This window comes from Archangium sp., from assembly GCF_057119385.1.
Window position 1 is genome coordinate 1 of sequence record NZ_DBNGVP010000073.1, and the last position, 23,506, is coordinate 23,506.

Annotated in this window: 24 protein-coding genes, 2 pseudogenes and 1 riboswitch; of the genes and pseudogenes, 10 read left to right on the forward strand and 16 right to left on the reverse strand. The window is 69.5% G+C overall.

Annotated elements, in window-relative coordinates; genetic code table 11:
* A pseudogene (locus AC16DP_RS17215) lies at window positions 1-229 on the forward strand (hypothetical protein); the annotation flags it as partial.
* A 33-nt stretch (window positions 230-262) separates the two neighbouring features.
* On the opposite strand, the gene AC16DP_RS17220 reads toward AC16DP_RS17215, so the two are convergent.
* The 3 genes from AC16DP_RS17220 to AC16DP_RS17230 are packed head-to-tail and all read right to left on the reverse strand — an operon-like array spanning window position 263 to window position 2,786.
* Entirely contained in the window at window positions 263-1,699 is a 1,437-nt protein-coding gene (locus AC16DP_RS17220; RefSeq protein ID WP_329732944.1) for a TSUP family transporter, read from the reverse strand.
* Window positions 1,700-1,725: 26 nt separating this feature from the next.
* The gene (locus tag AC16DP_RS17225; RefSeq protein WP_329732943.1) at window positions 1,726-2,052 is read right to left on the reverse strand and encodes a rhodanese-like domain-containing protein; all 327 of its coding nucleotides are present in this window, start codon (window positions 2,050-2,052) and stop codon (window positions 1,726-1,728) included.
* 32 nt (window positions 2,053-2,084) lie between these two features.
* Entirely contained in the window at window positions 2,085-2,786 is a 702-nt protein-coding gene (locus AC16DP_RS17230) for an MBL fold metallo-hydrolase (protein ID WP_329732942.1), read from the reverse strand.
* 174 nt (window positions 2,787-2,960) lie between these two features.
* Here AC16DP_RS17230 and AC16DP_RS17235 point away from each other — a divergent pair, with 174 nt between their 5' ends.
* The 3 genes from AC16DP_RS17235 to AC16DP_RS17245 all read left to right on the forward strand — a co-directional run bounded on the left by AC16DP_RS17235 (window position 2,961) and on the right by AC16DP_RS17245 (window position 4,171).
* Window positions 2,961-3,386 carry a YeeE/YedE family protein gene (locus AC16DP_RS17235; RefSeq protein ID WP_329732945.1) on the forward strand — a complete coding sequence of 142 codons (426 nt, stop codon included), beginning with the start codon at window positions 2,961-2,963 and terminating at the stop codon, window positions 3,384-3,386.
* 11 nt (window positions 3,387-3,397) lie between these two features.
* Window positions 3,398-3,859: a DUF6691 family protein gene (locus AC16DP_RS17240; RefSeq protein WP_329732941.1), complete on the forward strand. Its 462-nt coding sequence runs from the start codon at window positions 3,398-3,400 to the stop codon at window positions 3,857-3,859.
* A 126-nt stretch (window positions 3,860-3,985) separates the two neighbouring features.
* A complete protein-coding gene (locus AC16DP_RS17245; protein ID WP_329732940.1) occupies window positions 3,986-4,171 on the forward strand; it encodes a DUF6184 family natural product biosynthesis lipoprotein in 186 nt (61 codons plus the stop codon).
* 41 nt (window positions 4,172-4,212) lie between these two features.
* Here AC16DP_RS17245 and AC16DP_RS17250 read toward each other — a convergent pair whose 3' ends face one another.
* Both AC16DP_RS17250 and AC16DP_RS17255 read right to left on the reverse strand, forming a co-directional pair.
* Window positions 4,213-4,611, reverse strand: a complete 399-nt coding sequence (locus tag AC16DP_RS17250; protein WP_329732939.1) for a DoxX family protein — start codon at window positions 4,609-4,611, stop codon at window positions 4,213-4,215.
* Window positions 4,612-4,688: 77 nt separating this feature from the next.
* The gene (locus AC16DP_RS17255; protein ID WP_329732938.1) at window positions 4,689-5,309 is read right to left on the reverse strand and encodes a TetR/AcrR family transcriptional regulator; all 621 of its coding nucleotides are present in this window, start codon (window positions 5,307-5,309) and stop codon (window positions 4,689-4,691) included.
* Between the two features lie 85 nt (window positions 5,310-5,394).
* Here AC16DP_RS17255 and AC16DP_RS17260 point away from each other — a divergent pair, with 85 nt between their 5' ends.
* A complete protein-coding gene (locus tag AC16DP_RS17260; protein ID WP_329732937.1) occupies window positions 5,395-6,951 on the forward strand; it encodes a flavin-containing monooxygenase in 1,557 nt (518 codons plus the stop codon).
* Between the two features lie 292 nt (window positions 6,952-7,243).
* Here the strand turns inward: AC16DP_RS17260 and AC16DP_RS17265 are convergent, their stop codons facing one another.
* From AC16DP_RS17265 to AC16DP_RS17285, 5 genes are all read right to left on the reverse strand, one after another.
* Window positions 7,244-7,609: a Rieske (2Fe-2S) protein gene (locus AC16DP_RS17265; RefSeq protein ID WP_329732936.1), complete on the reverse strand. Its 366-nt coding sequence runs from the start codon at window positions 7,607-7,609 to the stop codon at window positions 7,244-7,246.
* Window positions 7,606-8,619 (reverse strand): fumarylacetoacetate hydrolase family protein, encoded by a 1,014-nt coding sequence (locus AC16DP_RS17270; RefSeq protein WP_329732935.1) that lies wholly within the window; start codon window positions 8,617-8,619, stop codon window positions 7,606-7,608. The genes AC16DP_RS17265 and AC16DP_RS17270 overlap by 4 nt, the downstream gene beginning before the upstream one ends.
* Window positions 8,616-9,929 carry a homogentisate 1,2-dioxygenase gene (gene hmgA, locus AC16DP_RS17275; protein WP_329732934.1) on the reverse strand — a complete coding sequence of 438 codons (1,314 nt, stop codon included), beginning with the start codon at window positions 9,927-9,929 and terminating at the stop codon, window positions 8,616-8,618. Before hmgA ends, AC16DP_RS17270 begins: the two co-directional genes overlap by 4 nt.
* A gap of 33 nt (window positions 9,930-9,962) precedes the next feature.
* Window positions 9,963-11,036, reverse strand: coding sequence for a 4-hydroxyphenylpyruvate dioxygenase (gene hppD, locus AC16DP_RS17280; protein ID WP_329732933.1), 1,074 nt, complete (start codon window positions 11,034-11,036; stop codon window positions 9,963-9,965).
* Window positions 11,037-11,174: 138 nt separating this feature from the next.
* Entirely contained in the window at window positions 11,175-11,630 is a 456-nt protein-coding gene (locus tag AC16DP_RS17285) for a MarR family winged helix-turn-helix transcriptional regulator (protein WP_329732932.1), read from the reverse strand.
* Window positions 11,631-11,896: 266 nt separating this feature from the next.
* On the opposite strand from AC16DP_RS17285, the gene AC16DP_RS17290 reads away from it, so the two are divergent.
* The 3 genes from AC16DP_RS17290 to AC16DP_RS17300 are packed head-to-tail and all read left to right on the forward strand — an operon-like array spanning window position 11,897 to window position 14,879.
* Window positions 11,897-13,051 (forward strand): protoglobin domain-containing protein, encoded by a 1,155-nt coding sequence (locus AC16DP_RS17290; RefSeq protein WP_329732931.1) that lies wholly within the window; start codon window positions 11,897-11,899, stop codon window positions 13,049-13,051.
* An 8-nt stretch (window positions 13,052-13,059) separates the two neighbouring features.
* Entirely contained in the window at window positions 13,060-13,782 is a 723-nt protein-coding gene (locus AC16DP_RS17295) for a response regulator (RefSeq protein ID WP_329732930.1), read from the forward strand.
* Window positions 13,779-14,879, forward strand: coding sequence for a sensor histidine kinase (locus tag AC16DP_RS17300; protein WP_329732929.1), 1,101 nt, complete (start codon window positions 13,779-13,781; stop codon window positions 14,877-14,879). The genes AC16DP_RS17295 and AC16DP_RS17300 overlap by 4 nt, the downstream gene beginning before the upstream one ends.
* Before the next feature lie 25 nt (window positions 14,880-14,904).
* Here AC16DP_RS17300 and AC16DP_RS17305 read toward each other — a convergent pair whose 3' ends face one another.
* From AC16DP_RS17305 to AC16DP_RS17320, 4 genes are all read right to left on the reverse strand, one after another.
* On the reverse strand, window positions 14,905-16,329 hold the full coding sequence (locus AC16DP_RS17305) for a sigma-54-dependent transcriptional regulator (protein ID WP_329732928.1): 1,425 nt from the start codon (window positions 16,327-16,329) through the stop codon (window positions 14,905-14,907).
* A gap of 86 nt (window positions 16,330-16,415) precedes the next feature.
* Window positions 16,416-16,952, reverse strand: a complete 537-nt coding sequence (locus AC16DP_RS17310; protein WP_329732927.1) for an OsmC family protein — start codon at window positions 16,950-16,952, stop codon at window positions 16,416-16,418.
* Window positions 16,953-17,086: 134 nt separating this feature from the next.
* Window positions 17,087-18,424 carry a universal stress protein gene (locus tag AC16DP_RS17315; protein WP_329732926.1) on the reverse strand — a complete coding sequence of 446 codons (1,338 nt, stop codon included), beginning with the start codon at window positions 18,422-18,424 and terminating at the stop codon, window positions 17,087-17,089.
* 41 nt (window positions 18,425-18,465) lie between these two features.
* Window positions 18,466-18,900, reverse strand: coding sequence for a CBS domain-containing protein (locus tag AC16DP_RS17320; RefSeq protein ID WP_329732925.1), 435 nt, complete (start codon window positions 18,898-18,900; stop codon window positions 18,466-18,468).
* A 238-nt stretch (window positions 18,901-19,138) separates the two neighbouring features.
* Window positions 19,139-19,247: riboswitch (TPP riboswitch) on the forward strand.
* A 37-nt stretch (window positions 19,248-19,284) separates the two neighbouring features.
* Between AC16DP_RS17320 and thiC the strand changes: the two genes are divergently transcribed.
* Both thiC and AC16DP_RS17330 read left to right on the forward strand, forming a co-directional pair.
* Window positions 19,285-21,144, forward strand: coding sequence for a phosphomethylpyrimidine synthase ThiC (gene thiC / locus AC16DP_RS17325; protein WP_483956806.1), 1,860 nt, complete (start codon window positions 19,285-19,287; stop codon window positions 21,142-21,144).
* 131 nt (window positions 21,145-21,275) lie between these two features.
* Complete coding sequence (locus tag AC16DP_RS17330; protein WP_329732923.1) at window positions 21,276-21,662, forward strand: DUF4870 domain-containing protein; 387 nt, start codon at window positions 21,276-21,278, stop codon at window positions 21,660-21,662.
* A 13-nt stretch (window positions 21,663-21,675) separates the two neighbouring features.
* Here AC16DP_RS17330 and moaA read toward each other — a convergent pair whose 3' ends face one another.
* A complete protein-coding gene (gene moaA, locus AC16DP_RS17335) occupies window positions 21,676-22,674 on the reverse strand; it encodes a GTP 3',8-cyclase MoaA (protein WP_329732922.1) in 999 nt (332 codons plus the stop codon).
* Window positions 22,675-22,893: 219 nt separating this feature from the next.
* Window positions 22,894-23,506, reverse strand: a pseudogene (locus AC16DP_RS17340) (hypothetical protein); the annotation flags it as partial.

Consider the following 23,506-nt stretch of genomic DNA (forward strand, 5'->3'; position numbering starts at 1 on the left):
CGAGGAGGGCAGGGTGGCCGTGCTGCTGGGCGTGGAGTCACGCTCGCTGCCGGGTCACTTCTCCACACCGTATGGGGAAGTGAAGCTGGTCACCGTCAAGGCGTTGCTGCCCTCGGAGCTGGCGTACGTGCTGGAGCACGGCGCGGAGGGCCGGGCCGAGCTGGCGCGGCGCCTCGTGGAGAACGGCGAGGAGCACCTGTCGCGTCTCAAAAGGAAGCCCGTGGCGTAGCACGGAGCGGCAGTGGCTCCAGACAGGACGGGCTCAGGTGGGCTTGCGTCCGACGAGCTGCACCACGGCGGCCTGACCCGTGTGCAGCGTGCCCTCGCGCACCTCGCGCGTCACCTCACGCAGCACGGGCAGTTCCAGCCCCGCGAAGTCCTCGCGAAGGGCCTCGGCCGTGTAGAGAAGCTCCGCGACCGGTGGGCCACCTGTGCGGAAACCCAGCTGGGCGGGTGTGTAGGCTTCGAGGAGGATGATGCCTCCGGGCCGCAGACTTCCCACCACGGACTGGTGCACCTTGCGCCGCAACGCGGGGGGCAGGTGGCAGAAGATGGCGATGGCCGCATCCCACGCTTCCGGCTCGAACGTGAAGTCGGCCAGGTCGCTCACGACTGTCTCGATGGAGACGCCGCGCCCGGCGGCCAGGCGCTTCGCTTTCTGGAGCCCCACGCGGGAGGCGTCCACCGCGGTGACGGAGTGGCCCAGGGAGGCGAGGTAGACGGAGTTGCGGCCCTCGCCTTCACCGAGGCTCAGTACGCGTCCGCCGGACGGCAGGCGCGAGGCCATCTCCACGAGGAAGTCGTTGGGCTGGGTGCCATAGACGTACGCCTCGTGGCTGAAGCGTGCGTCCCACTGGGTGGCGGCATTCGAGGGCTGCTCGGCCATGGTGCTCCTTCCTGGATTCCGTGGGACACCCCGCGCCAACGCTTCCCGGTTCTTGAAGAAGATGAAGACGCCCATCACGACGAGGAAGACGGAGAAGGCCCGCTTGAGGGCCGCCTGCGAGACATGGTGGGAGGCCCAGGTGCCGATGAGAATGCCCGCCACGGCGATGGCCGTGAAGAGCCCCAGGTAGCCCCAGGGCACCTCGACATGGCCGAGGTAGCCGGCGAAGCCCACGAAGGAGTTGAGGGCGATGACGAGCAGGCTGGTGCCCACCGCCTGCTTCATCGGCAGCCCCACCAGGAGCACCAGCGCGGGGACGATGAGGAAGCCGCCGCCCACCCCGACCACTCCCGTGAGTCCGCCCACGCCGAGCGCGGCCAGGGCCATGACGGGGAAGGATGCCTTGTGGGGCTCGGGCGCGTGCGCGGACTCCTTGCGTGCCGCGAGGGCGGCCTCCTTGCGGCCATTGCGGAACATGAAGGCGGCGGCCACGAGCATCACCGTGGCGAAGAGCAGCAGTTGCACGGCGCCCGAGACGAGGACCGACAGGCGCGCCCCCGCGTAGGTGCCCGCCATCGCCACCGCCCCGAAGAGGAGGGCCGCCCGAAGCTGGACGTTGCCCCGGCGCCAGTGGCCCGCCGCGCCGAAGAGGCTGGTGACGCCCACCACCGCCAGCCCCATGGCGATGGACTCCTTGGCCCCGAAGCCCAGCACGTACACGAGGATGGGAACGGTGATGATGGAGCCGCCGCCGCCGAGCAGGCCGAGCGACAGGCCAATGAGAGCCGCGAGGGAGAAGCCGAGGAAGGGCATGGTGTCCGTTCTGGCGCGGCGCGCGCTCAGCCCTGGAGCCGGGCGGCGGGCGCTTCGCGCACGGCGAGCATTCCGCCCGCCAGGTTGTAGAGGTGGGTGAAGCCACGCTGGGCGAGCGCCTGCGCGGCCCTCGCGGAGCGTCCGCCCGAGCGGCAGATGAGCAGCAGCGGCGTCTCGCGGGACCAGGAGGCGGAGGCCGCCTCCAGCGTGCCCAGCGGGACGAGCTCCGCCCCGGGCAGGTGGCCCAGGGGGCCGGTGTACTCATCCGGCTCGCGCACGTCGATGCGCCGCACCTCGGGACCGAGCGTGCCGAGCTGGGCGGGGGTGATGTCCTGGTAGGGACGGGGAGTCATGATCGGGCCTCCTTGGGAGCTGGGCAGGGCGCTCAGGCTCCCTGCGGTGAGGGCGCCACGTGTCCGCAGGCGCGGTTGGCGGGGACGGCGATGTCGATCTTCCTGGGCTTGGGAAGATGGAGGTTCGCCATGATGTGGATGAACTCCTCGCGGCTCTTGCCGGCGAGGCGGGGGTTGTGCCGCTTCTCCTCGGCGATGCTCGTCACCGTGCGGCCCTTGTAGTCATGGCCGGGGTAGACGAGCGTCGAGTCCGGCAGGTTGAAGAGGACGCGGGTGAGGCTGTCGTAGAGCTGGCCCGCGTTGCCGTTCTGGAAGTCGGTGCGGCCGTTGCCGCGCACGAGCAGGGCGTCCCCGGTGAAGACGCGGTCGCCGAGCAGGTAGCTGATGCTGTCGTCCGTATGTCCCGGGGTGGCGAGCACCTGGAAGACGAGCTGGCCGACGCGCACCTCGTCGCCATGGCGCACCTGGACGTTGGTACAGGAGGCACCGCCTACCCCGCCCACCACGGTGGCCCGCGTGCGCTCGCGCAGCACGCCCGAGGCGGTGACGTGGTCGGCGTGGACGTGGGTGTCGAAGACGTGGGTGAGCTCGAGGTCCAGCTCGCTCACCAGTTGCAGGTCGCGGTCCACCTGCTCCAGCACGGGATCGATGAGGACGGCCTGGCGCGTGGCCTCGTCACCGATGAGGTAGGTGTACGTCGAGGACTCGGTATCGAAAAGCTGGCGGAAAATCATGTCGAAGCCTCCTGCCCATGAGAGCCAGGGGTGGAAAAAAGGATTCAGGGGGCGGATGGGGCAGCCAGGAGGGAGGGGGGACGCCACCCTGCTCCAGGGGCTTACGGGATAATATGAAGTGGCGTGGTCGCCGAGCGGGTGAATCCTCCTTCCTGGAATCTGGCTCTCATGGACATGACTTCTTCCTTCCTCCTTCCTCTCCTGGGTGGAGCGCTCATCGGATTGAGCGCCTCCCTTCTCCTCCTGGCCAATGGCCGGGTGGCCGGCATCAGCGGCGTGGTGGGCTCGCTGCTGGCGCCCGTCCGCGGCGACATCGCCTGGCGCGTGCTCTTCTTCGGCGGACTGCTCACCGGCGGCCTGTTGCTGGCATGGCTGCGCCCCGCGTCCTTCGCGGCCCCGGCGTCCCCGAGCCCGGGCGGAGTGGCCCTGCTGGTGGCGGCTGGCCTGCTGGTGGGCTTCGGCTCGCGGCTGGGCAACGGTTGCACCAGTGGACATGGCGTCTGCGGCATCAGCCGGGGCTCCGTCCGCTCCATCGCGGCCACGCTCACCTTCATGGCCACGGGCGTCCTCACCGTCTTCCTCGCCCGCCACGTCTTCTAAAGGAATTCTCCATGCGTCCCAACATCAGTGCGTTCCTCAGTGGCCTCATCTTCGCCCTCGGCCTGGGCCTCAGCGGCATGACGGACCCGGCCAACGTCCTGGGCTTCCTCGACATCGCCGGCCACTGGGACTTCCGGCTCGCCTTCGTCATGGGCGGCGCCATCGCCGTGCACGCGGCGCTGCGGCCCCTCATCTACAAGCGGAAGCGGCCCCTGTTCGCAGCGAAGTTCCCCGTCTTCTCCGTCAGCCGGGTGGACCGCAAGCTCCTCGTGGGCGCGGGCCTCTTCGGCGTGGGCTGGGGGCTGGGTGGCTACTGCCCTGGACCCGCGCTCACCTCGCTCGCCACCGGCGCGACGCAGTTGCTCGTCTTCGTGCCCGCCATGTTCGCCGGCATGTACCTCGCCCAGGTGCTGCAGGCGCGGCCGAGCGTGAGCGCGGGGTCTCCGAGCCTGGGCACGACGCCCGCTCCGTAGCCCCGGTGCGCCTGCCGCCGCGGGAGGTGAGCAGGTGCTGACGGCCGGGAGGGGTGTTGGCCGCGGCCTACAGATCTAGCCACTCCCTGTTGTCTCGAGCCTACAACCCCCGCACCCGAGTGTGAGGTGAAGCTCCGCGATCATTTCCAGGGCGCGTGGACGGCGAACAACTGCCCCGCCATCAACGAGAAGGGGCTCGACACGTGCCTGGAGCGCATCCGCACCACCTCGTGCTCGAGCGCGGCGGACTTCTTCAACACCGCGTTCATCGTCTGTGGCTCGGGCTCGGTCTGCCAGGACGCCGAGGACTGAGCACTCGCGTTCAAGTCACTCGGAGGCCGGCGCTCCGTGTCTCAGGCCTCCGGCCGGCGGCGCGCGGCGTCGACGCTCCAGATGCCCGAGCCGTGCGCGGAGATGTAGAGGAACACGAAGCAGTAGAGCGCGGCGAGCTCGCCCTGGTTCACGATGGGGAGGATGTGGCCCTGGGCAAACACGTGCCCCATGAAGTAGGCGACCGCCATGGTGCCGCTCGAGAGGAAGGCGGCGGGGGCGGCGAACAGCCCGAGCAGGATGAGCGCGCCGCCCACGAGCTCGATGCCTCCGGCGACGTAGACGACGAACGCGGGCGCCCCGGGCGGCACGCCGCCGAACAGGCCGAAGAGCTTCTGCATCCCGTGCAGCATGAACATGAACCCGCTCATGATTCGGAGCAGGGCATAGATGCGTTCCGTGTGGGGTCTCAGGAATCCCATGGCTTTCTCCTTCTCGCGACGCGTTCAACACAAGCTAACGCCGCGGCGGGAGCCCGGAGAGTCCAGCGCGCCCTGGCTCAGCGCTCCCGGAGCACCAGGCACAGGCGCATGCCGGCGCCGACCACCTCGTGGATGGGTTGCGAGTAGCCGCTCGCGATCCAGTTCAGGGCGATGTGGATGACGCCTCCCACCACGCCCGCCCGTAGCAGCGATGGCCTCGCCGCGCCGCCTTCCTCCCGAAGGCCGAGCGTCCGCGCGATCAGGTCACCGAACTCACCGAGCGAGGCCTCGAGCGCCTGATCCACCGCGGGGCTCACGCCCGAGATCTCCACGAGGAACACGCGCGCCGACCGGGGATAGCGCTGGAGTGCCTCGTAGTACGCGGTGAGCATCGTGCGAATCCGCTCGGCGGGGCCTCCCGTGGCCTCCGCGATGGCCTTCTCCAACTCGCCCATGAGGAACCGCATCACCGCCTGGAACGAGGCGACGAGCAGCTCCTCGCTGTGGGAGAACGACTCGTAGAAGTAGCGCTCGGTCAGCCCGGCTGCCTCGCAGACGGCCTTCACCGTGGCGTTGCGATAGCCCTGCTCGCCATAGACCTGGATGGCGGCCTCGAGGAACTGCTCACGTCTCTGGGCTCGGCGCTCTTCCGCTGAGGAGCCGCGATAACGCCGGTGGGCCACGGGAGAGGAGGGCATGTGACTCCTATTGACATGAACCGTTGTCAGATGCAATTTGACAATGTGCGCTGTCAATTACCTCGGCGCACGGGAGAGCATATCCATGACTGACCGGACGCCCATCGCCGAAAACGGCACCAACGCTTCGGCCGCGAAGACGGAAGCACCGGTGGAGCACTACGACGTGCTCATCGTCGGCGCGGGCCTGTCCGGCATCGGCGCGGCGTATCACGTGCAGGCCCACTGCCCCGGCAGGACGTACGTGCTCCTCGAGGGGCGCGAGGCCATTGGCGGCACGTGGGATCTCTTCCGCTATCCGGGCATCCGCTCGGACTCGGACATGCACACGCTGGGCTACTCGTTCCGGCCGTGGACCGAGGCCAAGGCGATCGCCGACGGACCGTCCATCCTGCGCTACGTGCGCGAGACGGCGAGCGAGTATGGGATCGATCGGCACATCCGCTTCCGCCACCACGTCAAGCGGGCCTCCTGGTCCTCCGAGCTCGCTCGCTGGACGGTCGAGGCCGAGCGCGGTCCCGAGAAGGAGCTCGTGCGCTTCACCTGCAACTTCCTGCTCATGTGCAGCGGCTACTACAACTACGCCGAGGGCCACCGGCCCGAGTTCCCCGGTGAGGCGCGCTTCCAGGGCACCCTCGTGCATCCGCAGTTCTGGCCGGAGACGCTGGACTACGCGAACAAGCGCGTCGTGGTGATCGGCAGCGGCGCGACCGCCGTCACCCTCGTGCCCGAGATGGCCAGGAAGGCCGCGCACGTCACCATGCTGCAGCGCTCGCCGACGTATGTCGTCTCGCGCCCGGCCGAGGACCGCATCGCCAATGGGTTGCGCCGTGTGCTGCCGTCGAAGCTCGCCTATGGGATCACCCGGTGGAAGAACGTGCTCCTCAGCATGTTGTTCTACAAGCTGGCGCGGAAGATGCCCGAGCGGGTGAAGAAGCTCATCGTCGGCCTGGTGCGCGAGCAGCTCGGTCCCGGCTACGACGTCCACTTCACGCCGAGCTACAAGCCGTGGGACCAGCGCATGTGCATGGTCCCCGACGCGGACCTGTTCGACGCCATCAAGCAGGGCCGTGCCTCGGTCGTCACCGAGCACATCGAGACGTTCACGGAGAAGGGCCTCCAGCTCGCCTCCGGACAGGAGCTGGAGGCCGACATCATCGTGACCGCCACGGGGCTCAAGTTGCAGCTGCTGAGCGATATCGAGTTCAGCGTCGACGGCGAGCGGTGCAACCTGTCGAAGAGCCTCAGCTACAAGGGCATGATGTTCAGCGACGTGCCGAACCTCGCCTTCACGTTCGGCTACACCAACGCGTCGTGGACCCTGAAGGCGGACCTCACCAGCGAGTATGTCTGCCGGCTGCTCAACCACATGGCGCGGCACGGCATGACGACCTGCATGCCGCGCCGTGACCCGTCGGTGGAGGAGATTCCGCTGCTCGACTTCTCGTCGGGCTACGTGCTGCGGGCGCTCGACGTGATGCCGAAGCAGGGCTCGAAGAAGCCGTGGCGGCTGTACCAGAACTACGCGCTCGACCTGGTCATGCTGCGCTTCGGCAAGGTCGACGACGGCACGATGGTGTTCTCCCGCGCGCCGAAGCTCCTGAAGGCGGGCGCCGGAGACTCCCGGCGCGATGCCGCCTGACGACGCCCGCAGGGCTCAGGGCTGGAAGCGGTAGATGCCGTAGGGACCGCGTTCGGCGGGGGGCAGGTGGATCTGCGTGGTGGTGACGTAGATCCTCCCCTGGGAGTCCTCCGCGAAGCTGTCCGGCCAGAGCAGGCGGTCATCACGGATGACCTGCTCGTACCTCGGTGGGCATGGGCCAGAGCGTGTGGCCCGTGAGCGCGGACCAGTAGAGCGTCTTGCGGTGAGAGCCTCCTGGGTGGAAATGACGCGCCGCAAGATGCAGGGGCACGGACATCCGCGCCACTGATTCTCAGGCGGTCCTCACCACACCGTGCTCGACCGTGACGGGCCAGGGGGTCAGCCGTTGGCCGGAACACGGTCCGCCCACGCACACCCCGTCGTCCAACTGGAAGAGCGCTCCATGCCAGGAGCAGGAGATCAGCCGGCCGTCGGGCGTCAGGTAGCCGTCGAGCTTCTGCGCCAGCGGCAGACCCTGGTGCGGGCAGCGGTCCACGTAGCCGCGGACCGTCTCGCCGGTGCGCACCAGGAAGCCGTGGAAGAAGGCGTCATCGATCTGCAGGACGAAGTTGCGCGCCCCGGGATCCGCCAGGGCGTCGAGCGTACAGAGCGCGACGCCCGCCGGAGTCTCGAAGACGCGTGTTCGTCCCGAGGTCATCGACGCGGAGCGGCGACGGTCTGGTCGATCGCGCCGAAGAGGGAACGGCCCGCCGCGTCCTGCATCTCGATGCGCACGCGGTCACCGTGGCGCAGGAAGGACGTCTTGGGGGCTCCCGCCAGGAGGGTCTCGACGGTCCGCACCTCGGCGATGCAGGAGTAGCCGAGCCCTCCGTCCCGGATGGGCTTGCCGGGGCCGCCATCCGCATCGCGGTTGGACACGGTGCCCGAGCCGATGATGGTGCCCGCGCAGAGGTCGCGCGTCTTCGCGGCGTGGGCCACCAGCGTGCCGAAGTCGAACGTCATGTCGACGCCCGCGTCCGCGCGCCCGAAGGGCTCTCCGTTCAACGAGACGCGCAGCGCCCCGTGCAGCTTGCCCTCGCGCCACGCGCCGCCGAGCTCATCCGGCGTCACGGCCACCGGAGAGAAGGACGAGGCCGGCTTGGACTGGAAGAACCCGAAGCCCTTGGCCAGCTCGCCCGGAATGAGGTTCCGCAGCGACACGTCGTTCACCAGCATGACGAGCCGGATGGCCTTCAGCGCCTCCTCGCGCGTCGCGCCCTGCCGCACGTCTCCGGTGATGACCGCGACCTCGCCCTCGAGATCGCAACCCCAGCCCTCGTCCGCGAGCGGGATGGGCTCCTGCGGGCCGAGGAAGCCATCCGAGCCGCCCTGGTACATGAGCGGGTCGGTCCAGAAGCTCTCGGGCATCTCCGCCTTGCGCGCCTTGCGCACCAGCGCCACGTGGTTCACGTACGCGGAACCATCCGCCCACTGGTAGGCGCGGGGCAGGGGAGAGGCGCACTCCGCCTCGGAGAACGGGCGCTTCGGTGCGTCGCCGCGATTCAGGGCCGCGGCGAGGGCTCGCAGTGGCGCCTCGCAGCGCTCCCACTCGTCGAGCGCACGTTGCAGGGTCGGCGCGATCGCCGTGGCGTCCGCGCACCAGGCCAGGTCATCCGAGACGACGACCAGATGGCCGTCACGTCCCGACTTCAATGAGGCGAGTTTCAACGCTTCGTCTCCGTGCCCGTTCCGGGCAGGCGTGCCTTGGGGAAATTCGACCAGCAGGCGTCGTAGTCCCGCTGCAGGGCCGGGGTCTCCATCGCGAACCGCGTGGGGGAGATCACCGCGCGGGTCTCGAACATGAACGCGAGCGTGTCGGCGATCTTGTGCGGCGCGAGGTTGACCGCCACCGCGCGCTCGTAGGTCTCCTTGTCGGGACCGTGGCCGCTCATGCAGTTGTGCAGGGACGCGCCGCCCGGCGTGAAGCCCTCGGCCTTCGCGTCATATGCACCGTGCACGAGCCCCATGAACTCGCTCATGATGTTGCGGTGGAACCAGGGCGGGCGGAAGGTGTTCTCGGCCACCATCCACCGCGGCGGGAAGATGACGAAGTCGCAGTTGGCCACCCCGGCGGTGTCGCTCGGCGAGGTGAGCACCGTGAAGATCGACGGATCCGGATGGTCGTAGCTCACCGTGCCGATCGTGTTGAACCGCGCCAGGTCGTACTTGTACGGCGCCAGGTTGCCGTGCCACGCCACCACGTCGAGCGGCGAGTGGTCCAGCTCGGCGGCCCAGAGGCGGCCCTGGAACTTCTGCACCACGCGCGTGGGGCGATCCACGTCCTCGAAGGCGGCCACCGGCGTGAGGAAGTCGCGCGGGTTCGCGAGCCCGTTCGCGCCAATCGGCCCCAGCTCGGGCAGCCGGAACAGCGCCCCGTAGTTCTCGCAGATGTACCCGGACGCCGCGCCGTCGGGCAGCTCCGCCCGGAAGCGCACGCCGCGCGGAACGATGCCCACCTCGCCCGGCGCCAGGCCGAGCACGCCCATCTCGGTGACCAGCCGCAGCCGCCCCGACTGCGGGACGATCAGCAGCTCACCGTCGGCGTTGTAGAAGACGGTGTCGGTCATGGACCGGTTGGCGGTGTACTGGTGGATGCCCACGCCCGTGCCCTGCGACGGCGAGCCGTTCCCGCCGAACGTGGCCAGCCCCTCGATGAAGTCCGTGGGCTGGGCCGGACGCGGGAGCGGATTCCAGCGCAGGCGGTTGGGCGTGGCGGGCGTCTCGGTGAAGGGCCCGCTGCGCAGCAGACCCTCGGGGAGCGGACGGAAGGCCCCGTGGCTCGAGCTGGGACGCAGCCGGTACAGCCAGCTGCGGCGGTTCTCGCGCCGGGGCGCGGTGAAGGCCGTGCCCGACAACTGCTCGGCATAGAGTCCGTAGGGAACGCGCTGCGGAGAGTTCTGTCCCTCCGGAAGCGCTCCCGCAACGGCCTCGGTGGTGAACTCGTTGCCGAAACCCGGCATGTACCCGTCGATCGCCATGTGCCCTCCGCTCGAGCCCGTTCTACCGGATGACTACTTCCGGGTCTCCACCTTGATGACGCCGCGGCGGATCTGATCGAGCTCGATGGACTCGAACAGCGCCTGGAAGTTGCCGTTGCCGAAGCCCTCGTTCCCCTTGCGCTGGATGACCTCGAAGAAGATGGGCCCGAAGAGGTTCTCGGTGAAGATCTGCAGCAGGAAGCCCTCGGACTTGCTGCCGTCGATGAGGATGCGGTTCTGCTTCATCCGCTCCAGGTCCTCGCCGTGGCCCGGCACCCGCTTGTCCACCAGCTCGTAGTACGTCTCGATGGTGTCCTGGAAGATGACGCCGCGCTCGCGCAGCTTCTCCACCGTCGTGTAGATGTCCGGGGTGGTCAGCGCCAGGTGCTGGATGCCCTCGCCGTTGTACTGGCGGATGAACTCCTCGATCTGCGACTTCTCGTCCTGGCTCTCGTTGAGCGGGATGCGGATGGCCTGGTCCGGGGCGATCATCGCCTGCGAGAAGAGGCCCGTCGCCTGGCCCTTGATGTCGAAGTACTTCTGCTCGGTGAAGCCGAACACGCGGTTGTAGAAGCTCGACCAGGTGCGCATCTCGCCGCGGCGCACGTTGTGGGTGAGGTGATCGAGGATGTCCAGGCCCACGCTGTTGCGCTTCTCGGCCTCGGCGGCCCCGGGAATCTGGCGCCAGCCGTCATAGAGCGAGCCCTTGGCCCCGTAGCGGTCCACGAGATACAGGAGGCTGCCCCCGATGCCCTGGAGGACATAGCTGCCCTCGCCCAGCGTGCCCGACGCCGGGTCCGCCGGCCGGGCGCCGCGCTCGATCGCCAGCTCGTACGCCTTCTTCGCGTCCGCCACCCGGAACGCCATGCCGTTGGCCGAGGGACCATGCAGCTTGCGGAACCCGGCGGCCTGCCCGCTCGGATCCCGGTTCACCAGCAGGTTGATGCCGCCCTGCTTGTAGCGGACCACATCCTTCGTCGGGTGCGTCGCGTAGGCCGTGAAGCCCAGCCGCTCGATGAGGTCGATCATCTTGCCGGGCTCCGGCGAGGTGAACTCGACGAACTCGAAACCATTCAACCCGAGGGTGTTCTCCGCCGTGCTGTTCATGAGCTGGTGTCCTCCCACTATCTCTAGCCGCCCAGATAGTAACATCTGAAACAGTAACATCTGAAACTAAATGCGCAAGCGGGCGTGCGGGCGCTTGTCGGGCGGTGGATGATTTGGACGCAAAGCGTCAGGGCCGCGTCAGCGACGGGAGAGCACGCGCTCGGCGGCCGCCTCCAGGCGGCGGAGCACGTCCTTGAGGCCGGCGATCTCCTGCTCGCTGAGTCCCGCGAGGACCTCGGCCTCGAGCTCGATGGCGGCGGGGACGACGCGGGCGTAGAGCTTCTGCCCCTCGGCGGTGAGGGAGAGGCGGAGGGAGCGGCCGTCGTCGGCGTTGGTCACCCGGCGCAGGAGCTTGCGCCGCTCGAGCACCTGAGCGGCGCGGCTCACCGTCACCTTGTCCATCTTCGTGCGGCCGACGATCTCCTGCTGGGTGAGCTCGCCGTCCTGGGCCAGCACGGTGATGACGCGCCACTCGTGCATCTTCAGGCCGAAGTGCTCCTCGTAGGCCTGGGCGATGACCTGGCTCACCGCGTTGGAGGCGAGGGAGAGCCGGTACGGAAGGAACTCATCGAGCTTGAGATGGGAGCGCGCCACGGTCCCCGGCAATGTACACCAGCCTCGCGTGTGCAAAAGCTGCGCGGGGGTCCGCCATTCCGCACGCATTGCGCTCCACCGGGCCGTTCCTGGAGGTATTCTCATGGCGTGCTTCTTGCGTCGTGATGGCCCTGGTGCCGGGTCCGTCCGCCCGGTTGCCCGGGGAGTTGCTGCCCTGACTCCCCGCAGGGTTGAGTTCCATGCAGGCGCATGGAGTCGGACCGATGTGTCCAGGGGATGGGCGCTGCTAGAACGTTCACCTACGAATGGCTGAGACCTTGTTCGAGGAGTTGAAGAGATACGTCGCCTTCGGAGTGGAGGACGAGCAGGCGCTCCGTGCCCTGCATGAGCTGGCCCGGAACGAGTTCCCGGCCATCTCGGAGGTCTTCTACGACCGGATCCTCCAGCACGAGGGCGCGCGCAGCGCCCTGGCCGGAGAGAGCCAGGTGGGCCACCTGAAGGTGACGTTGCGGGCCTGGATGGAGCAGCTGCTGCGCGGGCCCTGGGACGAGGAGTACTTCCTGCTGCGCTGCCGCATCGGCCGCATGCACGTGCGCATCGCGCTGCCCCAGCACTACATGTTCGGCGCGATGAACATCCTGCGGCAGGAGTTCAACCGCATCATCGACGAGCGCTACGTCCAGCAGCCCGAGCTGCTGCGCTCCGCGCGGATGGCGCTCGGGAAGATCCTGGATCTCGAGCTGGCCATCATGCTGCACACCTACCGGGAGGATCTGCTCGCCCAGCAGGCGCGCAGCGAGCGGCTGTCCACCTTCGGCCAGCTGGTGGGCTCCATCGGGCACGAGCTGCGCAATCCCCTGGGCGTCATCGAGACGTCGCTCTTCATCATCAAGGGCCGGCCCCTGGCTTCCGACGAGCGCGCCACCAAGCACCTGGCGCGCATCGGCGAGCAGGTGGCGCTGGCCAACCGCATCGTCACGGACCTGCTGGACATGATCCGCGACCGGCCGCTCAAGCGCGAGCCGTTGCGGCTCGACGAGGTGTGGAAGGACGCGCTCACCTCGGTGCACGCGCCCGAGGGCGTGTCCATTCGCGCCGAGGGGCTGGAGGGGCTGCCCACGCTCCAGGGGGACCCGGGGCAGATGCGCCAGGTCTTCGTCAACCTGCTGGAGAACGCCACGCAGGCCGTGGGGGAGAAGGGCGAGGTGGTGCTGTCGGCCTCTACGGAGCCGGACAAGGTGGAGCTGGTCCTGGAGGACACGGGGCCCGGCGTCAGCGACGCCATCCGGCGCCGCATGTTCGAGCCGTTGATGACCACCAAGGCGCGGGGCATCGGCCTGGGGCTGCCGCTCGTCAAGCGCATCCTCGAGCGGCACGGGGGCTCCATCGCCTACGCGCCCCGCGAGGGCCGTGGCGCGCGCTTCGTGCTCCGGCTTCCCAACCCTCCCTCCCATACGTAGGTGACGGAATGCGGAAATACCTGCTGCTGGACGACAACGAGGCCTTCGCGGAGAACCTCGCGGAAATCCTCCGGGACGGCGGAGACGAGGCCACGGTGGTGACGGAGGGCGCGCGGGCCCTGGAGCTGGCGCGCTCCCAGGTCTTCGACGTGCTCCTCACCGACATGAAGATGCCCGGCATGAGCGGGGCCGCGGCGGTGCACCGCATCCGCCAGGTGGATCCGGGGCTCGCCGCCGTGGTCATCACCGCCTACCCCGGCGAGGATGACCTGGAGACGGCCCGGCGCGAGGGGCTGCTCGCGGTGCTGCCCAAGCCCGTGCCCATTCCCTCGCTCGTGTCCCTGCTGTCCGAGGCGCGCCGGGATGGGCTGGTGGCGCTCGTCGAGGACGACCTGGCCCTCAGCGACAACCTCACCGAGGTGTTGCGCGCCCGTGGCTTCTCGTGTGTCACCGCGCGCTCGGTGCTGGACACCGAGCAGCTGGCGTCGGTCCGGCCCTTCGTGGCGCTGGTGGACCTGCGGCTGCCGGGGGGCCCGGATGGAGAGGCCCTGCGCCGGCTGCGCGAGCGCTTCCCGGAGATGCCGGTCTTCGTGATGACGGCCTACCCGGAGGTGCTCCCGTCCGCGGCCGTGCCGGAGCCCACGGACGTCTTCTCCAAACCCTTCGACACGGCGGGGCTGCTGGATGCGCTGGAGCGCGTCCACGCCGAGCGCCGGCAGAGGACCTCATGAGCCTCACCCGGCATCCCCGCGTGCTCGTGGTCGACGACAACGCGGCCTTCCTCGACAACCTCCAGGAGCTGCTCGGGGACGCGGGCTACGAGGTCCACGGCGCGAGCAGCTGCCGCGAGGCCCGCGAGCGCGCCCGGGAGGGCTTCGACGTGGCGCTGGTGGATCTGCGGCTGCCGGACGGGGAGGGGACGGCGCTCGCCCGGGAGCTGAAGGAGAAGGTGCCCGAGTCCGAGGTGGTGTTGCTCACCGGTTTCGCCACGCTGGAGACGGCCGTGGCGGCGGTGCGCGCGGGGGCGTGCGCCTACCTGATGAAGCCGTGCGCGCCCAACGAGCTGCTCCTCACGCTGGAGCAGGCCATGCGCCAGGTGCGCCTGCACGAGGAGAAGCGCGAGCTGGCGCGCCGGGCCCAGGTGACGGAGAAGCTCGCCGCGGTGGGCACCATGACGGCCGGGCTCTCGCATGAGATCCGCAACCCGCTCAACGCGGCGGCCCTGCAGCTGTCGGTGCTGGAGCGGCGGATCCGCCGGCTCTCCGAGGAGCAGCAGCCCCCGCTGTTGGATCCCCTGCGGCTGGTGCGCGATGAGATCCGCCGGTTGGATCACATCCTCGAGGACTTCCTCCAGTTCGCGCGGCCGCGCGAGTTCCGCCCGGAGCCGCTGGAGGTGAAGCCGCTGCTGCGGCGCGTGGTGGATCTGCTCGCGGGCCAGGCGGAGTCCCGCCGGGTACGGCTGGTGCTGGAGGGGGACGGGGGCGAGTCGGTGCCCCTCATCCAGGGCGAGGAGGAGCGGCTGCGCCAGGTGCTCATCAACCTGGCCCTCAACGCGCTGGAGGCCACGCCGGCCGAGGGGCTCGTCCGCGTCTCCGCGGAGCGCGAGGGCGACCGGGCGTTGATCCTCGTGGACGACACGGGCCCGGGAGTGCCTCCGGAGATCCGCGACCGGCTCTTCGAGCCCTTCTTCACCACCAAGGCCCAGGGGTCCGGCCTGGGCCTGTCCATCGTCCACGCCATCGTGACGCAGCACGGCGGCACGCTGGAGGTGGGTGACTCGCCGGAGGGTGGGGCGCGCTTCTTCCTGCGCCTGCCCCTGGTCCGCTGAGCTCTTGGGAGGGCGGCTCGGAGGGCTACTCGGAGGCCGCGTCGGTCTCCGGGTTCTCCTCGTCGGGGTCGGAGCCCGCCGCGGGCTTGCCGGTGGCGCCGGTGCCGTACTCCTTCAGCCGGTACTGCACCTTGCGCACGCTGATGCCGAGGATCTCCGCGGCCCGCGTGGTGGAGCCCTGCACCATCTCCAGCGTGCGGAGGATGGCCTCGCGCTCGATCTGCGCCAGCGTGGCCCCGGGAATCAGGGACGAGGGCGAGGAGTTGGTGGGCCGGGGCCCCCGCAGCACGGGCGGCAGATCGTCCGTGGTCAGCTCGTTGCCTCCGGCCAGCACCACCGCGCGCTCGATGGCGTTCTCCAACTCGCGGATGTTGCCCGGCCAGTCGTACGACAGCATCGCCTGCAGCGTGCCCGGCGCCAGCCCCCGCACGTCCTTGCCGTACGCGTCGCTGTACTTCTCCAGGAAGTGGCTCACCAGCGCGGGGATGTCGCTCTTGCGCTCGCGCAGCGGCGGCAGCGTCACCGCCACCACGTTCAGCCGGTAGTACAGGTCCTCGCGGAACTTGCCCGCCTTCACCTCGGCCACCAGATCCCGGTGGGTGGCCGCGACGATCCGCACGTCCACCTTCAGCGACTGCGTGCCGCCCACGCGCTCGAACTCGCGCTGTTGCAGCACGCGCAGCAGCTTCACCTGCACCGCCGGGGAGATTTCACCAATCTCGTCCAGGAAGAGGGTGCCGCCGTCGGCCAGCTCGAAGCGGCCCTCCTTGCGGGCCACCGCGCCGGTGAAGGCGCCCTTCTCGTGGCCGAACAGCTCGCTCTCCAGCAGGCTCTCGGAGAGCGCGGCGCAGTGCACCTTCACGAAGGGCTTGTCGCGCCGCTGTGACTCCTGGTGGATGGCCTGGGCGATCAGCTCCTTGCCCGTACCGGACTCGCCGAGGATGAGCACCGTGGCGCGGGTGGACGCCGCCCGCCGTACCACCTCGTAGATGCCCTGGAGCTGGGGGGCCTCGCCGATGATGTTGTGGAAGCGCGTGCGCTGGCGCACCTGCTCGCGCAGCGTCTCCGCCTCGCGCTTCAGGGCCCGCTTCTCCAGCGCCTTGCTCAACACCACCAGCACGGCGTTGGCGTCCAGCGGCTTGACCAGGTAGTTCTCGGCGCCGGCGCGCATGGCCTCCACGGCCGTCTCCACGCTGGCGAAGGCCGTCATCACGATGAACGTGGCGTCCGAGCCCTGCTCCCGCGCCTTCTGCAGGAAGGTGAGCCCGTCCATCTTCGGCATGCGCACATCCGTCAGCACGACGGCGGGCGAGAAGTCCGACAGGCGGGCGAGCCCCTCTTCTCCATTGGAGGCTTCCGCCACCTCGTAGCCCTCTTCACCGAGGATGGTGGCGATGGCGCGGCGGGCGTTGCCCTCGTCGTCGACGACCAGGATGCGTTGAGCGGACATGGTGTGTGGACCGTAACAAGCAATCGCCCCCAAGGGGGCGGGTTCCTACACGGTGAGCAACCATGCCCCGCACGTCACGTCAAGGTTCATAACCGGCCGCCCGCCCGCCCGCTCTCCCACCACCTCCAGGTCTGCCGGTAGCGGCGATCCTCCTCGAGCGCCGCCGCGTGCTGCTCGTCCCAGGTGTCGATGATGGGCTCTATCCGGGGGGTGAGCTTCAGCATGGAGCTGGGGAAGCACCGGTCCGGGAGCGCCTCGAAGATGCCCCGCACGAGGCTCGCGTCCTGCTCACTCCGGACGGCCACGTGGGGGCGGACGATCAGGTCCGTATAGTGGGGAAGCCCGTCCGGACCGTCCGCCCGGCGGGCCACGGCGGAGCTCTGATAGAAAAGAACCTCCACACCCAGGGAACGCGCCTGCTCCAGGAAGGCCCAGAGGGTTCGCCCCTCCACGGCGCCCACCAGCAGGGTCTCGGGGTTCCACTGCCCCTCGTTCCAGGGCCCCTCCACGTCTCCAGTCCCTCCCAGCGGGATGGCGGAGGCCCGGTCTCCAGAGAGCAGCGCACCACCGCCGCGCTGCCATTGGAGCCGCGTCTCGAACTCCGTGATGGCAACGTACGTCACATCGCACCTCCCGGGTGTCGTTCACCCTGGATGAAACCTTCAAGGTGCGTGCCGCCAGTGCGCGGGCAGGACCAGGAACGTCCCTTCCCAGTCCGGGGGAGGGGCGCCCGGATGGCCGCCTGCTGTCCGCCTGCTCACTCGGGCCGGACGAGCAGCACCGGCCGCGAGCTTCCCTGGAGCACCTCCTGGGCCACCGAGCCGACCAGCGCCTTGGACAGCCCCGAGCGCCCATGGGTGGCCAGACAGATGACGTCGCAGCTGAACCGCTCCGCCGCCTGCTGGATGGCCTCGGAGACCTTGCGGCCGTGGACCACCTCCACCCGCGTGGTGATGCCCCGGACGGCGGCCTCGGGAGGGATGAGGCCCCGCAGCACCTCGGCCACGCGCTCCTGCTCGGGGGTGTGGCCCGCGCCCTGGGGCGAGAGGTATTGCGCCGCGAGCGGGGGCATGGCGCCCACGGGCTCCAGCACGTGCAGCAGGTAGACGGTGCCCCCGGCGGGGACGATGGAGTAGGCGTGGCGGATGGCGCTGACGCCCACGTCGGAGAGATCCGTGGGGGCCAGGACCCGGCGCACCTCGGGGATGGTGATGGTGGACACCGCGCTCGCCGGCACGCACAGCACGGAGACGGGCGCGTCGTGGACGATGCGCTGCGACACCGAGCCGTACCACCACTTGCTCGCCCCGGTGCGCTGGTGGGTGCCCACCACGATCAGATCCGCCTCCTCCTTGCGCGCCAGTGCCACCAGGGACTCGGCGGGCCGGCTCATGCCGGGATCCAGGTGCACCCAGACGGCGCCGGTGCCGGGCATGTCGCCCAGCCGGGCCGTCAGGTCGCGCCGCAGGGCCTCCTCCACCTCGGGCGTCACCTCGGACTCGTGGGAGAGGGGGACGCCGTAGCGCACGTGGGCATCCGCGCCCCAGTAGTGATGGGCGGCCACCACCTCGCAGCTGCCGAGCGTGCGCAGCTTGCGCACCCAGACCACCGCCGCATCCGAGGGGGGAGAGAAGTCCAGGCCGAGCAGGACGCGCAGGCTGCGCTCCCCGCGGGCCCAGGCCTCCAGGGGCGCCGCCGAGCGCAGGACGAGCACCGGGCACCGGGCCGACTGCACCACGCGCTCCGCCACGTTGCCGATGCGCCAGCGCGGGGCCCGCTGCCCGTGGTGGGACACGATGATGAGCGAGGCGTGGACGACGGCCGCGTGCTCGACGAGGATCTCGTCCGGAGCGCCCTCCTGCAGGTGGACCTCCACCCGGACGTCTCCGGTGCGCAGCTCGGCGGCCTGGGCCTCCAGGCGCGCGAGCAGCTCCCGGCGCAGGGTCTCATCACTCGCGGCGGTCCGGCCGGCGCTGCCGTACTCGGTGACGTGCACCAGGTGGAGCACCTCGCCGGCCCGGCGGGCGAGCACCGCCGCGGCCCGGGCCGACGTCATCGCCCACTCCGAGAAATCCGTTCCGAAGACGATCGACATGGTGCTCCCCCCGGGCCCTCGTCAGGCCCCTGTGGCGTGGCTCAGGCCTCGTACTCGGCCGCCAGGCTGCGGCGGTCCATGTCCTCGATGAGGTGCTGGGCGAAGCGGACCATGTCCGCCTCGGTGAGGATGCCGACGAGCATGCCGTCCGGCCCCACCACGGGCAGGCAGCCGAACTTGTTGTCCAGCATCAGCTTCACCGCCTCGCGGGTGGAGGTGTCCGCGGTCACCGTCCGCACGTCGCGCACCATCACGTCCGAGGCCCACAGCGGCTGCTTCGCCGGATCCGCGCCGCCGTTCCTGGCCGCCGCGCGCAGCAGATCGCGGTGGGTGACGAGCCCGACGAGCTTGCCTCCCCGCACCACGGGCAGGTGGCGGATGCGATGCAGGCGCAGCAGTTCCTCCGCCATGGCCAGGTTCTGGGTCTCGGTGATCGTCACCAGGCTGCGGGTCATCAGCTCACCAACGGTCTGCATGTACGTGGCTCCAGTCTTGAGAATCGTGGGTCTTGAGGGAAGCTATTGCAGGATCGGCTCCAGGGTGTGCTCTTTCGCAAGGCCGCCATGTTGGCTGCCGACGGCGGGGCTGTCCGGCGCAATGATTTCGCCCGGGGAGGGGCGCTCCGCAGGGGATGCGTCCCCGGCGAACGCTTCCTGGCGGACAGGGGGCCCTCCAGGCGGTTGATACCCGGTCCCCCGGTGCGCTACACCCTCGCCTCGTCGCTAGGGGTGCCCCGGGTGAGGGGCTGAGACGGCCGTGATGCGGCCAACCCTCGGAACCTGAACCGGTTAGGACCGGCGGAGGGAAGCGGCGGGCGCCCCGCGCCTCGCCTGTCCCTTCCGTGCACGGAGGAGAGAGACGTGAGCGGAGCCTCGAAGAGCCTCAAGGTGGATGGCAAGGTGCTGGAGGGCATTACCCGGGGGCCGTTGCCGGCCTCGCGCAAGGTGTACGTGCCCGGCGTGCTGCACCCGGACGTCCGCGTCCCCATGCGGGAGATCAGCCAGACGCCCACCCGGCAGGGTCACGGGCCGGACGCGAAGCTGACGCCCAACCCCTCCATCTTCGTCTACGACCCGAGCGGCCCGTACACGGACCCCGACGCGGCCATCGAGCTGCGCGCGGGCCTGCCGGCGGTGCGCTCCGAGTGGATCCGCCGCCGCGGGGACGTGGAGGAGCTGGCCGGCATCACCTCCGAGTATGGCCGGGCCCGGGAGGCGGATCCGCGCCTGGCGGGGCTGCGCTTCGGCCACCGCCGCAAGCCGCTGGTGGCGAAGCCGGGTGCGAATGTCACCCAGTTGCACTACGCGCGCCAGGGCATCATCACCCCCGAGATGGAGTACGTGGCCATCCGCGAGAACCTCAAGCGCGAGGCCGCGGCCGCCGAGCTCTCCCGGCAGCACCCGGGCCAGTCCTGGGGCGCGGCGATCCCCCGGGAGATCACCCCCGAGTTCGTCCGGGACGAGGTGGCGCGCGGCCGGGCCATCATCCCGGCCAACATCAACCACCCGGAGCTGGAGCCGATGATCATCGGCCGCAACTTCCTGGTGAAGATCAACGCCAACCTCGGCAACTCGGCCGTCACGTCCTCCATCGAGGAGGAGGTGGAGAAGATGGTCTGGTCCATCCGCTGGGGCGCGGACACGGTGATGGACCTGTCCACCGGCCGGAACATCCACGAGACGCGCGAGTGGATTCTGCGCAATGCCCCGGTGCCCATCGGCACGGTGCCCATCTACCAGGCGCTGGAGAAGGTGGGCGGCAAGGCCGAGGAGCTCACCTGGGAGATCTACCGCGACACCCTCATCGAGCAGTGCGAGCAGGGCGTGGACTACTTCACCATCCACGCGGGCGTGCTGCTGCGCTACATCCCGCTCACGGCCAGGCGCGTCACGGGCATCGTCAGCCGCGGTGGCTCCATCCTGGCCAAGTGGTGCCTGGCCCACCACAAGGAGAACGTCCTCTACACGCACTTCGAGGAGATCTGCGAGATCCTCAAGGCGTACGACGTGAGCTTCAGCCTGGGAGACGGGCTGCGCCCGGGCTCCATCGCGGACGCCAACGACGCGGCGCAGTTCGGCGAGCTGGAGACGCTCGGCGAGCTGACGAAGATCGCCTGGAAGCACGACGTGCAGGTGATGATCGAGGGCCCGGGCCATGTGCCCATGCACCTCATCCAGGAGAACATGACGAAGCAGCTCGCGGTGTGCCACGAGGCGCCCTTCTACACGCTGGGGCCCCTCACCATGGACATCGCGCCGGGGTACGACCACTTCACCAGTGGCATCGGCGCGGCGATGATCGGCTGGTTCGGCACGGCGATGCTCTGCTACGTCACGCCCAAGGAGCACCTGGGCCTGCCCAACCGGGATGACGTGAAGGAGGGCGTCATCACCTACAAGATCGCCGCCCATGCGGCGGACCTGGCCAAGGGACACCCGGGCGCGCAGATTCGCGACAACGCCCTGTCCAAGGCCCGCTTCGAGTTCCGCTGGGAGGATCAGTTCAACCTCTCGTTGGATCCCGAGCGCGCCCGCGCCTACCACGACGAGACCCTGCCCGCCGAGGGCGCCAAGGTGGCCCACTTCTGCTCCATGTGCGGCCCGCAGTTCTGCTCGATGAAGATCACCCAGGACGTGCGCGACTACGCGGAGAAGGTCGAGGCCGGCATGGCCGAGAAGAGCGAGGAGTTCAAGAAGACCGGCGGGGAGATCTACCGCTGAGGTTCCGTGGTCCTCTGGGCGCCCGGGATGACCTGCCGCGTCATTCCGGGTGACCTGCCGGGTCGCTGTTTCGTGACTTTTCCCCCGGGCTGGCGGAAGATGGCTCCGTCCAGCACACGAGGGGCGCGTCCATGGAGACTCATCCGCAGCTCGGCTCGTTCATCACCGGCTCCCCGGAACCGACGGCAGACGAGAAGATCTGGGGCGCGGTCGCGCACGTGAGCGCCCTGGTGCTGTCGGTCTTCGGACCCCTGCTCGTCATGCTCATCAAGGGCAAGGAGTCCATCTGGGTGGAGCGCCAGGCGAAGGAGGCGCTCAACTTCCAGCTCACGATGCTGGCCATCGCCCTCGTGCTGATTGTGGCGGGCCTGCTCCTGTTCTGCTTCGGGGGCTTCCTGCTCTGGAAGCTGCTGGCGCCCCTGGGACTGGGTGTCGCCGTGGTGTCCATCTACGCGGCCGTCAAGGCCCACGAAGGCGTGCTGTACCGCTACCCGTTCAACGTGCGGCTGGTGAAGTAGCGCCGTTCCCGGCTCAGCCGCCGATCCCCATCATCGACAGCAGGGAGGCGCCGGCACCGGGCTCGGTGAAGCGGTGGCCGTCCGGCTTCTCACCCAGAGCACGGCGGATGGCCAGGGCGAGCTCCGCGTCCGTGGCGCCCCCGCGGATGAGCGTGTGCAGCGGGGCCTGGGCGCGCCCGCCGAGGCAGCTGCGCAGGTCTCCATTGGAGGCCACGCGCACGCGGTTGCAGCCGCCGCAGAAGTTCTGGGTGAGGGGAGAGATGAAGCCCACCCGCCCGCCGGGAGCGCGCCAGTACTGCGCCGGGCCCGCGGCGGCGCCTTGCGGCTCCTCGTCGGGCACGAGGTCGAGTCCACTGGCCTTCAGCCGCTCCACCAGCTGCGCCGTGGGCACCGGGGTGCCCTGGCCGAAGGGCATCAGCTCGATGAAGCGCGGGGTGATGCCCCGGGCGTGGGCGTAGGCGATGAGATCCGCTACCTCGGTGTCGTTCACCCCGCTCATGACGACGGCGTTGAGCTTCAGCGAGGCGTAGCCCGCGCCCACCGCCGCGTCGATGCCCCGCAGGATGGAGCCGAAGTCCCCCTGCTTGGAGATGCGCCGGAAGGTGTCCTCGGAGAGGGTGTCCAGGCTGATGTTGAGCTGGGTGACGCCCGCCTCGCGCAGGGGCACGGCCAGCCGCTCCAGGTGGCTGGCGTTGGTGGTGATGGCCAGCCACTCGACTCCGGAGACAGAGGCGATGCGCCGCGCCACCTCGAGGATGTCCGGGCGGATGAGGGGCTCGCCTCCGGTGAGCCGCACCCGGCGGATGCCCATGCGCGCGAACACGGAGACGATGCGCTCGAACTCCTCGGGCGACAGCAAGTCCTTCTTCCCACCCCAGCTGGCGGGCGAGCAGTACGTGCAGCGGAAGTTGCACCGGTCCGTCACGGACAGGCGCAGGTAGGTCATGGTCCTCCCCTGGGCGTCCAGCAAGGGGGGGACCAGGGGATCCCTGTGGGGAGGCGCATCAATCATGAGGGAGCTCGACTCTTAACCCACGAGTGCCCGTCTGGCATCCCCGAAGAGGGCTTTTTGCTGGGAGAGTGGACATCCAGCCGTGTCGACGGCTGCCTGCCCTGGCTGACCTTTTCCGTTCGCGGATGGAGCCGCCCGCCAGCTTCAGGTGTGCACCAGCCGGTCCAGGATGGGGTCGGTCAGCGTTGTGTCACCCGAAGGTGTTTCCCAACGGGCCCACTACACCACTGCTTGCCGGCTGGTGCGGGAGATGTGTTCCTCCCCGGTTTCCGAGAAGCGCTGCGCCAGCCCGGCCGCGCCCTCCACGCCACGTGTCAAGGCGTACTCCAGCTCGGCGGGTGGCAGGGCCTTGACGGTGACGAGCCGCACATCGCCGAATGGCGAGGGGAACAGCCGGGGCAGTGAGCGCGGCTCCTGGCCGAGCAGCACCCCCACGCGCCCCTCAGCGCTCACGAGCGACGCCGGCATGCCCGTCCCCGCCACCGCCAGCAAAACGGGACCCGCCTTGGCCCTCTCCCGCACATGCTCCTGGGCCACCACTTCCTTTGAGACTCGCTCCAGCAGCACGTAGGGCCAGCTTCCCTCGATGGCATTGAGGGGCAGCTCCGCCTGCTCCGTCTCCAGGGCGAGCTCCAAGCCGAAACCCACGGAGGGCTCCATGCGGGCAATGAACGGGTCCGAGAGGCCCTCGGAGACGAGGAGGATGCGCCCTGCCTCCCGATGGATGATGGCCCAGTCCTGCCGGTGGCCCGGCCATTCGTAGCAGATGGCCCGTGGGGCAACGGCCATCTCGTCCAGCCTGCCGAGCGACTTCCACGCGGCACGTCTGGCG

What these genes read in the sequence shown, in the direction of transcription:
- AC16DP_RS17300 (WP_329732929.1), top strand. Translation starts at nt 13,779, where the DNA reads ATGAGCCTCACCCGGCATCCCCGCGTGCTCGTGGTCGACGACAACGCG.
- AC16DP_RS17250 (WP_329732939.1), bottom strand. Translation starts at nt 4,611, where the DNA reads ATGGGATTCCTGAGACCCCACACGGAACGCATCTATGCCCTGCTCCGA.
- AC16DP_RS17330 (WP_329732923.1), top strand. Translation starts at nt 21,276, where the DNA reads ATGGAGACTCATCCGCAGCTCGGCTCGTTCATCACCGGCTCCCCGGAA.
- AC16DP_RS17240 (WP_329732941.1), top strand. Translation starts at nt 3,398, where the DNA reads ATGCGTCCCAACATCAGTGCGTTCCTCAGTGGCCTCATCTTCGCCCTC.
- AC16DP_RS17320 (WP_329732925.1), bottom strand. Translation starts at nt 18,900, where the DNA reads ATGCAGACCGTTGGTGAGCTGATGACCCGCAGCCTGGTGACGATCACC.
- AC16DP_RS17290 (WP_329732931.1), top strand. Translation starts at nt 11,897, where the DNA reads ATGGCTGAGACCTTGTTCGAGGAGTTGAAGAGATACGTCGCCTTCGGA.
- AC16DP_RS17230 (WP_329732942.1), bottom strand. Translation starts at nt 2,786, where the DNA reads ATGATTTTCCGCCAGCTTTTCGATACCGAGTCCTCGACGTACACCTAC.
- AC16DP_RS17295 (WP_329732930.1), top strand. Translation starts at nt 13,060, where the DNA reads ATGCGGAAATACCTGCTGCTGGACGACAACGAGGCCTTCGCGGAGAAC.
- hmgA (WP_329732934.1), bottom strand. Translation starts at nt 9,929, where the DNA reads ATGGCGATCGACGGGTACATGCCGGGTTTCGGCAACGAGTTCACCACC.
- AC16DP_RS17265 (WP_329732936.1), bottom strand. Translation starts at nt 7,609, where the DNA reads ATGACCTCGGGACGAACACGCGTCTTCGAGACTCCGGCGGGCGTCGCG.
- AC16DP_RS17255 (WP_329732938.1), bottom strand. Translation starts at nt 5,309, where the DNA reads ATGCCCTCCTCTCCCGTGGCCCACCGGCGTTATCGCGGCTCCTCAGCG.
- AC16DP_RS17260 (WP_329732937.1), top strand. Translation starts at nt 5,395, where the DNA reads ATGACTGACCGGACGCCCATCGCCGAAAACGGCACCAACGCTTCGGCC.
- AC16DP_RS17305 (WP_329732928.1), bottom strand. Translation starts at nt 16,329, where the DNA reads ATGTCCGCTCAACGCATCCTGGTCGTCGACGACGAGGGCAACGCCCGC.
- AC16DP_RS17225 (WP_329732943.1), bottom strand. Translation starts at nt 2,052, where the DNA reads ATGACTCCCCGTCCCTACCAGGACATCACCCCCGCCCAGCTCGGCACG.
- AC16DP_RS17235 (WP_329732945.1), top strand. Translation starts at nt 2,961, where the DNA reads ATGACTTCTTCCTTCCTCCTTCCTCTCCTGGGTGGAGCGCTCATCGGA.
- hppD (WP_329732933.1), bottom strand. Translation starts at nt 11,036, where the DNA reads ATGAACAGCACGGCGGAGAACACCCTCGGGTTGAATGGTTTCGAGTTC.
- AC16DP_RS17315 (WP_329732926.1), bottom strand. Translation starts at nt 18,424, where the DNA reads ATGTCGATCGTCTTCGGAACGGATTTCTCGGAGTGGGCGATGACGTCG.
- moaA (WP_329732922.1), bottom strand. Translation starts at nt 22,674, where the DNA reads ATGATTGATGCGCCTCCCCACAGGGATCCCCTGGTCCCCCCCTTGCTG.
- AC16DP_RS17220 (WP_329732944.1), bottom strand. Translation starts at nt 1,699, where the DNA reads ATGCCCTTCCTCGGCTTCTCCCTCGCGGCTCTCATTGGCCTGTCGCTC.